Origin of the sequence: Streptomyces sp. NPDC059456, assembly GCF_042750055.1 — a bacterium.
Taxonomy (GTDB): Bacteria; Actinomycetota; Actinomycetes; order Streptomycetales; family Streptomycetaceae; genus Streptomyces.
In genome coordinates this window covers 1-8,911 of sequence record NZ_JBHYVA010000335.1, presented here as the reverse complement: position 1 = coordinate 8,911, position 8,911 = coordinate 1, and the positions used below count along the sequence as shown (strand labels likewise).

The window sequence follows — 8,911 nt, the reverse complement described above, 5'->3', positions numbered from 1 at the left end:
ATACCGCCGACCGGACGTTGACCGGATGACGACGACAGCGACACCTGTCCTGTGGCGGGGGCCCTCGGCTTGCCCTGCTCCGGTCCCGCTCAGGGCCGGTCCTGCTCAGGGCGTCAGCGGCGGCCGGTATCCGGCGTCGGGGCCGGAGCCGGGGCGCTGCGGCTCGTTCTCGCGGATGACCTCGCCCTGGACGACCTTGCCGTCGGGCTGGTGGATGCGGGCCTGCTGGAAGGCATCTCCGAAGCTGCCGGCCGGAGCCGCGGCCATCTTGCGCTCCAGGGAGCGGCTCGCCCGGCGGCCGACGAAGGCCCGGACGGGCGGGATCAGCAGGAGCAGGCCCGCCACGTCGGACAGCAGGCCGGGCAGGATCAGGAGCAGGCCGGCCAGCATCGTGAGGCCGTTGCCGCCGCCCGGCTGCTGCGGCGCGGGCTGCCGCCCCTGCTGAGCCTGCTGGAAGGTGTTCGTCAGGTTCTTGAAGGCACGCCGTCCGGCCCGCTTGATGACCACCGCACCCAGCACGATCCCGCCGATGAGCAGCAGGGCGACGGTCAGCCCGCCGGCCGCTCCGGCGACCAGGCTCAGCAGCCAGATCTCCAGGATCATCCAGGCGGCTACCGCCAGGGGGAGGAACGTGCGGGCGCGCGAGCGCCGTCGGGGGGCCGTCGAAAGGGGAACGCCGGTCGTCATGTCCCCAGTGTGCCCGGGGTGGCATAAAAGCGACCTCAGCCGGAGGTACCGGACATCCCCTAGGGGGCCGGCCGCCGGTGCCTCCCGCCGCGGATCAGCCCCGCCGATCAGCCCCGCGGCTCAGCCCCGCCGATCAGCCCCGCGGCTCAGCCCCGCCGTGCGGCCCTGCCGCGGCCGGTCAGCTTCGCGGCGCGGGTCCCGAGCCCCCACTGGGTGACCCGCCAGAGGGCCTCCACCACGATGTCCTTGCTCATCTTGCTGTCGCCGAACTCGCGCTCGACGAAGGTGATGGGGACCTCGACGACGCGGAAGCCCTGCCGCACGGCCCGGCGGGCCAGGTCGACCTGGAAGCAGTAGCCGGCGGAGGCCACCTCGTCCAGGCCCAGCCCCTCCAGGGTCTCCCGGCGGAAGGCCCGGTAGCCGCCGGTCACGTCCCGGATCGGGACGTCCAGCATCAGCCGGGAGTACGTGGAGCCGCCGCGCGAGAGGAACTCGCGGCTCTTGGGCCAGTTGACCACCCGGCCGCCCGGCACCCAGCGCGAGCCCAGGACGAGGTCCGCCCCGGTGAGTGCGGTGAGCAGCCGCGGCAGCTCCTCGGGCTGGTGGGAGCCGTCGGCGTCCATCTCGACGAGCACGCCGTAGTCGCGCTCCAGGCCCCAGGCGAAGCCCGCCAGGTAGGCGGCGCCGAGGCCTTCCTTGCCCTTGCGGTGCAGGACGTGCACGTGGTCGTCGCCGGCCGCCAGCTCGTCGGCGATCTTGCCGGTGCCGTCGGGGCTGTTGTCGTCCGCCACCAGGACGTGGGCCTCGGGGACCGCCGCGCGCACGCGGCCGACGACGGGCCGGATGTTCTCCGCCTCGTTGAAGGTCGGAATGATCACCAGGGCCGTGCCGAGCGGTCCGTGACCCCGCTGTCCGCCGTCGCTCACCGGGTCCGCCTTCGTGTTCTCGTCCGTCCTGTCACAGAGGACTTTAGAACAGTGGCCGGGGCCCGCGGTCCTTCGGGCCGGTCCGGCTCCCGCTGGCTGCGGGTCGCCGTGACCGTTGTCTACTGGACCGCGGGGCCCGACCGGGCCACCTTCCCCCGAGTTCCCTGGGAGCAGGGGGGACCTCCGTCCGGCGAAACCTTCCCTCGCCCCCGAGGCGCGGGCGCGCTGAGCGGACGGAACCGCCCGGTACGGACGTCCGGTGGTGGACCCGGCCGAACCTATCCGGGTCCGAGCGCCCGTACCGAACCGAGGCCGGGCGGATCACCCCTGTGGCCGTACGAATACCTCCCGCCCGCCGACGACGGTGGCGAGGCACACCGGCAGATCGCCGCCGGGGGTCAGGTCGGGCAGTCCGGGGGTGCCCGAACGGGGGTCGGTGGACCAGCGGGCGACCCGGTCGTCGGGGGCCTGGACGATCAGCTCGGCGGTCTCCCAGAGCGCGTAGTCGGCGGGGGCGCCGGGCACCAGCACGCCCGCGCCGTCGCGGCCCAGGGCCCGCCAGCCGCCCCGGGTGTGGGCCGTGAAGGCGGCCCGTACGGAGATCCTGTGCTCGGGGGTGCGGTGGAAGGCGGCCGCACGGACGGTGCCCCAGGGGTCGAACGGGGTGACGGGGGCGTCGGAGCCGAAGGCCAGCGGCACGCCGGCCCTGAGCAGGGCGGCGAACGGGTTCAGGGTGCGGGCGCGCTCGGCTCCGAGCCGGTCGGCGTACATGCCGTCCTCGCCGCCCCAGGCGGCGTCGAAGGCGGGCTGTACGGAGGCGGTGAGGCCGAGGTCCGCGAAGGCGGCGATGGTGGCGGGGGTCATCATCTCGGCGTGCTCGACGCGGTGCCGGGCGGCGCGGACGCGGGCGAGGCCGACCTGGTCGGCGGCGGCGCGCACGCCTTCGACGACGGCGGTGACGGCGGCGTCGCCGATGGCGTGGAACCCGGCCTGGAGGCCCGCCTCGGTGCAGGCGGCGACGTGCGCGGCGACGTCGGCGGCGTCGAGGTAGCCGGTGCCGGTGTGGCCGGCGTCGGCGTACGGGGCGTGCAGGCAGGCGGTGTGGGAGCCGAGGGCACCGTCCACGAACAGGTCGCCGGCGGCGCCGATCGCGCCGAGCGCCTTGGCCTGTTCGAGGTCGCGGTCGGCCCAGTAGCCGAAGACGCGGGGGCCGGGCCGCTCGCGGGCGAGGCCCAGCAGGCCCGCGAAGTCCTCGGCGGAGGAGATGTCGGGGCCGCCGCACTCGTGGACGGAGCCGATGCCGAGGGAGGCGGCCCGGTCGAGGGCGGCCCGCTGGGCCTCGGCGCGCTGGGCGGGGGTGACGGCGGCGAGCGCGGCCCGGCGGACGGCGTGGTGGTCGTCGCGGGTGAGCGGCTCGTCGCCGCGGACGATGACGGCCGGGACGAGGTCCAGCAGGGCGGTGGTGACGACGGCGGAGTGCACGTCGATGCGGCTGAGGTAGAGCGGGCGGCCGCCGGTGGCCTCGTCGAGCTCCTCGCGGCGCGGCGCCCGGCGCTCGGGCCAGCGGGCGGCGTCCCAGCCGTGGCCGAGGAGCACCCGGTCGGCGGGGCGGCGTGCGGCGTACGCGCGGACGAGCCCGAGGGCCTCGGGCAGGGAGGTGGCACCGGTGAGGTCCAGCCCGGTCAGGGCGAGGCCGGCGGAGGTGGTGTGGACGTGTGCGTCGGTGAAGGCGGGTGTGACGAGCGCCCCGTCCAGGTCGACGACCTCGTCGACGCCCTGGGCGAAGGCGTCGGCGGCGCCTTCTGAGCCGACCCAGGCGATGTGTCCGCGCTCGACGACCATCGCGGTGGCGAAGGGGTCGGCGGGGCTGTGTACCTCGCCCCCGCGCAGGAGAACGGTCCGTTCGGATGCGGGGGCTCCGGCGGCGTCGGCGGAGTTGGCGGTGCGGTCAGTCATGCGCACAGTTTCGCGGGTCCGCGCCTGCGTCTCGACCGCGCCCCCCGGGCGGGCCGGCCGGACGGAGTCCGGCGCGGCGGACCGGCACGGGCGGAGCGCCGCGGTGCCGGGCCCCGCGGGGGCGCGTCACGAGGGGTTCAGACCCGGGGCGGGCGCGCCTCGTACGGGGTGGAGAGGACGACGGTGGTGCGGGTCGAGACGTGGGCCAGGGCGCGCAGGCGTCCCAGGAGGTCCTCCAGCTCCAGCGGGGTCGCGACGCGGACCTTCAGGATGTAGTTCTCGTCACCCGCGACGCTGTGGCAGGCCTCGATCTCGGGTACGCCGGCCAGCCGGTCGGCGATGTCGTCCGGCGCGCTCGGGTCGAAGGGCTTCACCGAGATGAAGGCCGTCAGGGGCAAGCCCACGGCTTCGGGATCGACGACGGCCGCGTACCCGCGGATCACCCCGCGCTGTTCCAGACGGCGTACTCGCTGGTGGACCGCCGACGTGGACAGTCCCGTGGCCTTGCCCAGATCCGTGTAGCTCATCCGCCCGTCCCGCACGAGCAGATCCACGATCTGGCGGTCCAGCTCCTCCATTGCGCTCATAGCCGCTCAACCTAAGGCCCAAGGGCGCTCCAGGCACAGTGCTGTCCGGCCACAAGTGGCACCTGCGGCGGGCATGTGACCAAAGCCACAAGGGTATGCGGGCGTACGGCGGGATGTTGTGGTTACTCGTGCCGCGCGGCGGGAAGTGCTTGCTGTGGCCGAGGCCGTGGGAACTGCCCGCCCGGCCCACCCAAGGGGGAGTACATCCATGCAGAACACCAAGCGCGCCGGTCGCACCGAACCGGAGCCCCTGGAATTCGTCGACGCCGGCGATGACGAGTACCTCGAAGACGCCGACGGGTTCGGGTTCGACGGGTTCGAGATCCACCACGCGACCTGCCCGGACTGCGGCCAGTCGATCGCCCTCGTCGCGGACGAGGAGTACCTGCCGGAGCACGGGCTCTGCCTGACCCCGTGGAACCCGTTCGGGCTCACGGTGTGCGCGGGTACGGGCCGCCCGGCCTCCGAGGCGCTGCCGACCGTCGGCGCGGGCCCCGACCAGTCCCAGGAGCTGGAGGTCGTGCTGCTGGACCTGCCGCAGGGCCTGGACTGGCGCACGCAGCCGTTCTCGCACGTCGGCGGTCCCGGTTCGCGTCCCGTGCGGATGCCGGCGCCGACGCTGCTGCCGCAGATGCGCCAGCACGCGCAGGCCGCCTGACGGCTTCCCGGCCCCCGGGCCGCGGTCACCAGTACGTGCCCTGCACCATGGCCCTGAGGGTGGCGTGGTGCAGGATCAGTGCGTCGGGGTCCGCCGGGACCTCGACCTCGCCGAAGTGCGCCTGCCGGTAGGCGATGCGCAGCATCACGATGCCGTGCCGCAGGGCGGCGTACAGGGTGTGGAACTCCATGTCCCGCGGGGTGTGCCCGGTGAGTTCGGCGTACCTGCGCTCCAGGTCGGTGCGGCGCAGGAAGTCCGGCAGGCCGCTCTGGCCGAAGCCGACGGTCAGGTCCTGGAAGAAGCGGTGGAGGTAGACGGTCCAGCCGAGGTCGACCTCGCGCGGGGCGTACGCAACCATCTCCCAGTCCAGGACGGCCACCGGCTCGAACCCGTCGGCCTGGTAGACGACGTTGCCGATGCGGGCGTCGCCCCAGTTGAGGACGGCGGGGCCCTCGTCCGCGGGCCACAGTTCCTCCAGGCGGCCGAAGGCCCGCTCCAGCAGCGGGGACGGCGCGAGTCCGTCGACCACCCAGGCGTAGTAGGCGCGTTGGGCGTCGACGTGGCGGCGCAGGGGGCTGCCGGTTCCTTCGGGGAGGAGGAACTCGGCCTCCTTCGCGGGGAACTGGTCGTGCAGCCGGGCCAGCAGGGAGATGCTCGCCTCCTGGAGCGCGGCGCGTTCGGAGTCGCTCGCGGCGTGCAGCCAGTTCCCCTCGTACGTGTAGGGCATGACGTCGGGCGGGACCCGGCCCTCGGCGCGGGCCATGACGAAGAAGGGCGCCCCGAGCGGTCCGGGGTCCTGTTCCAGCCACAGCACGCGCGGGACGGGCAGGTCGGTGTGGGCGGCGACCAGGCTCATCACCCGGTGCTGGCGGGGCATGTCGTAGGTGGGGAACACGGTGTAGGCGGCCGGGTCGGCGGCGAGGCGCAGGGCGCAGGAGCGGACCGGGGTGTCGGGGTGCTCGATGTCGAAGAGCAGGGTTTCGCTGGACATGCCGTTGGATCCGGGGACGGAGATGCCCGTGACCTTCGCACCGGGGAGTTCGGCGGCGAGCCAGGCGGCGAGGCGCCGGCCGAGTTCCTCGGGTTCGCGGGTGGAGGTGCGCGGGCGTGGTGCCGGTGCTGCCATGACTTTCCCCCTTCTTCTACCGGGCCACTGAGCCGTAGTCGGTGAAGCCGCTCGGGTCGTGGCGGCCGAAGCTGCCGTGTTCGAAGATGCCGAAGCCGGTCCGTCCGTCGAGGGTGAAGCGGGCGGAGTGGTCGGTGACTCCGAACGCGGCCATGGGGTGGGCGGTGGGGTCGGAGAGGTCGTAGGTGCGGCGGTCGGTCCAGCCGCGGCCCTGCCAGCTGCCGTGCTGCCAGTCGGCGGCGGGCGGGTAGCCGGCGCCGACGGCGAGCGGGGAGGAGTTCAGGATCTCGACGCCGAGTTCGAGGGGTTTGCGGGCCGGGTCGGTGAGGTGGACGACGGCGCTCTCGGGGTGGCGGGTGCCGGGGCGGTAGCGGATCTCGGTCTGGGGCCAGCCGAGTTGTACGTCGTGCCGGCCGCTGTCCTCGGGGAAGACCTGGAGGGCTTCGTTCAGGGTGCGGTGCCCGTCGGCGTCCTCCTGGGCGATGACCATGACGAAGCGGTCCTCGAAGCGGACGGGGATCCAGAGCCAGTGGAAGCCCTCGGGGCGGTGCTCCTCGGCGGCGCGGCCGCCGTCCTCGCCGGGGATGGGGCGCACGCCCCAGCTGCGGTCGCGGGTGCCGGTCCATGCGTCGGGGGTGAGGGTGTGCTCCTCGCCCTTGGCGCGGAGGGTGCCGGTGACGTGGCCTGCCTGGACGAATCGGCGGCCTTCGAGCATGAGGCGGTCGCCGCGCCGCTGGACGTGGTGCGGCTCCCAGACGGCGGGGAACTCGGCGGTCCAGGTGATGTCGCAGGAGAGACCGCCGGGGTCGGCGGGGTCGGCTTCGCACCGGAGCGTGATTCGCTTCAGGGGTTCGTCGACGGTGATCCGCAGCGGGCCGACGGAGAGGTTCATGCGGTCGTCGGTGAGGGCGTCGGAGGCGCGGACGGCGAGGAGTTCGTCGCCGGTGCGCAGGGTGGCGTAGGCGTCGATGACCCCGGCGTTGGGGTAGACGCCGAGGCCGAGGATGAGGACGGCCCGGCCGGCGTGGTCGAAGACGTGGAAGATGCAGCGGTCGTAGGCGTTCCGGTCGCCGCTGACGAGGTGCTTCATCGAGAGCGGGGCCTGGTGGACGGGGTATTCGTCGAGGGGTACGGGTCGGTCCGCGGGCATGGCAAACCTCCTGGGCGGCGTGGTGGCGCGGGGGGCGGGGCCGCGGGGCGGCATCGGCTCGAACGGATATGACGGTACGTCAGATACCGGGCCGGGGGCCAGGGTTCTGGCACTCCCTGACATCCCGGCACGTCTGGCCACCTCGCGGAGCGGGCCGGACCCGGCGGGACGGGGACACCTCGAACGGATACCCGCAGGGCGGGGGCGGTTACCCGTGGCCCGAACGGCGCGTTGGCCCGGTATGACCACGCTCGAAGCCCCTGGGGCAAGAACGGGACGGCGGCGGCGTCCGGCGCCGCCCGGATACGAAGAATCGGTTCCGCAGCGGCAGCCCGATCCGCCGATCTACCAGGATCTGCTCGCGCGCTGGGCCGCGGACGGACGCACCCTGCCGGGCCGCCGCGACCCGGAGTGGTCCCGGGTCGCCGGCTCCGCCATCTGGCCCGCCGGTCCGCTCTACGGCGGCGAGTAGGGGCGTCCCGGTGACCCGGCGCACCCCATGTGCGCTCCCCGTGCTGCCTCGCCGGACCGCGGGCCGGGCGGCACCCTGGGCGCATGACCGACCCGAAGCGGCTCCTGGCCGATTTCCGGCGCGACGGCTTTGTCGTCGTCCCCCCGATCACCCCGCACGAGATCTGGGCCCCCCTGACCGGGGAGCTGCCCTCGGTCCTCGCCGAGGAGGGACCGCAGCGGTTCTTCGAGGAGGACGGCGCGAGCGTGCGCGCCGTCTACGGACTCCATCGCAGGGGCGGCCCCTGGCGGGCCCTGGCCGAAACGTCACCGCTGACCGCACTGGCCCGGCTGCTCCTGGGCGAGGACATGTACGTGTACCAGTGGAAGGTCAATCCGAAGGCGGCCCGGCGCGGCGAACGCTGGCAGTGGCACCGGGACTTCGACTTCTGGCGGGCCACCGACGGGATGCCGCGCCCGGCGGCGCTCACCGCAGCCGTGTTCCTCGACGAGGTCACCGCGGAGAACGGGCCGCTGCGCCTGATACCGGGCACCCACGCCGACCGGCCGGACGTTCCCGCGTCCTCCGGCGGCCCCGACGCGGAGGAGGGGGACTGGGCCTGGATCACCTCCAGCCGGCTCGCCTACGCGCTCCCGGACCCCTCCACCGAGGAGCTCGCCCGCACCCGGGGCGTGTACGAGGCCACCGGCCCGGCCGGAACGGCGGTCTTCTTCCACGGCAACCTGGTGCACGGCTCGGGTCCGAACCGCTCCCCGCACACCCGCACGCTCGCCCTGATCAGCTACAACGCGGTGTCCAACGCACCGCCCGCCGGCCACCCTGGCGCACGGGCGGACTGCTTCGTCAACCACGACGCGAAGCCACTGCCCGTCGAGGAGCTCTAGGGGGTGCGGGCGCTGGGGGCGGGCAGCTGCTGGAGGGCGAGCAGTCCCGCGGCGGTCGGCCGGAACCCGCACCGGCGTAGAAGGGCTCCAGGTGCGGCTCGTAATCCACGTGCAGCCACTGCGCCCCGCGGGCGCGGGCCGCCTCGGCGGCGGCCCGGACCAGCCGGACCCCGAGGCCGCGGCGGCGTTCGTCCGGGTGGACGGTGGCGCCCGGGATGAAGGCGTGCGCGCCGCCGTCGCCCGCGACGTTGACGCAGCCGACCAGGCGTCCGCCGCGGCGGGCCGCGATCCAGGCGGTGCTGCGCTCCGGCACCGGGCCGAACGCGGCCGTCCGGTGCCCCGGCCAGGCCGCGCCGAACAGCTCGTTGAGTTCGGCGTCGGCCAGTGCCGGGCAAACCTCCAGGACCGGGGCGGGCATCAACGCGAATCTGGACCCGCCACGTGGCGGGCGATGACCAAGCGCTG

Annotated in this window: 10 protein-coding genes; 3 read left to right on the top strand and 7 right to left on the bottom strand. The window is 74.2% G+C overall.

The window, feature by feature from the left end; genetic code table 11:
• Positions 1–105: 105 nt before the first annotated feature.
• From fxsA to ACFXA3_RS25650, 4 genes are all read right to left on the bottom strand, one after another.
• Positions 106–687: an FxsA family membrane protein gene (gene fxsA / locus ACFXA3_RS25665; RefSeq protein ID WP_385190585.1), complete on the bottom strand. Its 582-nt coding sequence runs from the start codon at positions 685–687 to the stop codon at positions 106–108.
• A gap of 146 nt (positions 688–833) precedes the next feature.
• A complete protein-coding gene (locus ACFXA3_RS25660; protein ID WP_385190584.1) occupies positions 834–1,613 on the bottom strand; it encodes a polyprenol monophosphomannose synthase in 780 nt (259 codons plus the stop codon).
• 321 nt (positions 1,614–1,934) lie between these two features.
• Positions 1,935–3,569 (bottom strand): amidohydrolase, encoded by a 1,635-nt coding sequence (locus tag ACFXA3_RS25655; protein ID WP_385190582.1) that lies wholly within the window; start codon positions 3,567–3,569, stop codon positions 1,935–1,937.
• A gap of 137 nt (positions 3,570–3,706) precedes the next feature.
• Complete coding sequence (locus tag ACFXA3_RS25650; protein ID WP_030011705.1) at positions 3,707–4,147, bottom strand: Lrp/AsnC family transcriptional regulator; 441 nt, start codon at positions 4,145–4,147, stop codon at positions 3,707–3,709.
• A gap of 217 nt (positions 4,148–4,364) precedes the next feature.
• Here ACFXA3_RS25650 and ACFXA3_RS25645 point away from each other — a divergent pair, with 217 nt between their 5' ends.
• On the top strand, positions 4,365–4,814 hold the full coding sequence (locus ACFXA3_RS25645) for a hypothetical protein (RefSeq protein ID WP_385190581.1): 450 nt from the start codon (positions 4,365–4,367) through the stop codon (positions 4,812–4,814).
• Positions 4,815–4,839: 25 nt separating this feature from the next.
• Here the strand turns inward: ACFXA3_RS25645 and ACFXA3_RS25640 are convergent, their stop codons facing one another.
• The gene (locus ACFXA3_RS25640; RefSeq protein ID WP_385190580.1) at positions 4,840–5,940 is read right to left on the bottom strand and encodes a phosphotransferase family protein; all 1,101 of its coding nucleotides are present in this window, start codon (positions 5,938–5,940) and stop codon (positions 4,840–4,842) included.
• A gap of 16 nt (positions 5,941–5,956) precedes the next feature.
• On the bottom strand, positions 5,957–7,090 hold the full coding sequence (locus ACFXA3_RS25635; protein ID WP_385190578.1) for a hypothetical protein: 1,134 nt from the start codon (positions 7,088–7,090) through the stop codon (positions 5,957–5,959).
• Positions 7,091–7,331: 241 nt separating this feature from the next.
• Between ACFXA3_RS25635 and ACFXA3_RS25630 the strand changes: the two genes are divergently transcribed.
• Positions 7,332–7,562, top strand: coding sequence for a hypothetical protein (locus ACFXA3_RS25630; protein ID WP_385190577.1), 231 nt, complete (start codon positions 7,332–7,334; stop codon positions 7,560–7,562).
• A gap of 83 nt (positions 7,563–7,645) precedes the next feature.
• Complete coding sequence (locus ACFXA3_RS25625; protein ID WP_385190575.1) at positions 7,646–8,446, top strand: phytanoyl-CoA dioxygenase family protein; 801 nt, start codon at positions 7,646–7,648, stop codon at positions 8,444–8,446.
• Here ACFXA3_RS25625 and ACFXA3_RS25620 read toward each other — a convergent pair.
• Positions 8,406–8,864 carry a GNAT family N-acetyltransferase gene (locus tag ACFXA3_RS25620; protein ID WP_385190573.1) on the bottom strand — a complete coding sequence of 153 codons (459 nt, stop codon included), beginning with the start codon at positions 8,862–8,864 and terminating at the stop codon, positions 8,406–8,408. The genes ACFXA3_RS25625 and ACFXA3_RS25620 overlap by 41 nt on opposite strands.
• Positions 8,865–8,911 lie beyond the last annotated feature (47 nt).

Bases quoted from the DNA above. Each gene is read 5' to 3' on its own strand.
- fxsA (WP_385190585.1), bottom strand. From the start codon at position 687: ATGACGACCGGCGTTCCCCTTTCGACGGCCCCCCGACGGCGCTCGCGC.
- ACFXA3_RS25655 (WP_385190582.1), bottom strand. From the start codon at position 3,569: ATGACTGACCGCACCGCCAACTCCGCCGACGCCGCCGGAGCCCCCGCA.
- ACFXA3_RS25650 (WP_030011705.1), bottom strand. From the start codon at position 4,147: ATGGAGGAGCTGGACCGCCAGATCGTGGATCTGCTCGTGCGGGACGGG.
- ACFXA3_RS25645 (WP_385190581.1), top strand. From the start codon at position 4,365: ATGCAGAACACCAAGCGCGCCGGTCGCACCGAACCGGAGCCCCTGGAA.
- ACFXA3_RS25640 (WP_385190580.1), bottom strand. From the start codon at position 5,940: ATGGCAGCACCGGCACCACGCCCGCGCACCTCCACCCGCGAACCCGAG.
- ACFXA3_RS25635 (WP_385190578.1), bottom strand. From the start codon at position 7,090: ATGCCCGCGGACCGACCCGTACCCCTCGACGAATACCCCGTCCACCAG.
- ACFXA3_RS25630 (WP_385190577.1), top strand. From the start codon at position 7,332: ATGACCACGCTCGAAGCCCCTGGGGCAAGAACGGGACGGCGGCGGCGT.
- ACFXA3_RS25625 (WP_385190575.1), top strand. From the start codon at position 7,646: ATGACCGACCCGAAGCGGCTCCTGGCCGATTTCCGGCGCGACGGCTTT.
- ACFXA3_RS25620 (WP_385190573.1), bottom strand. From the start codon at position 8,864: ATGCCCGCCCCGGTCCTGGAGGTTTGCCCGGCACTGGCCGACGCCGAA.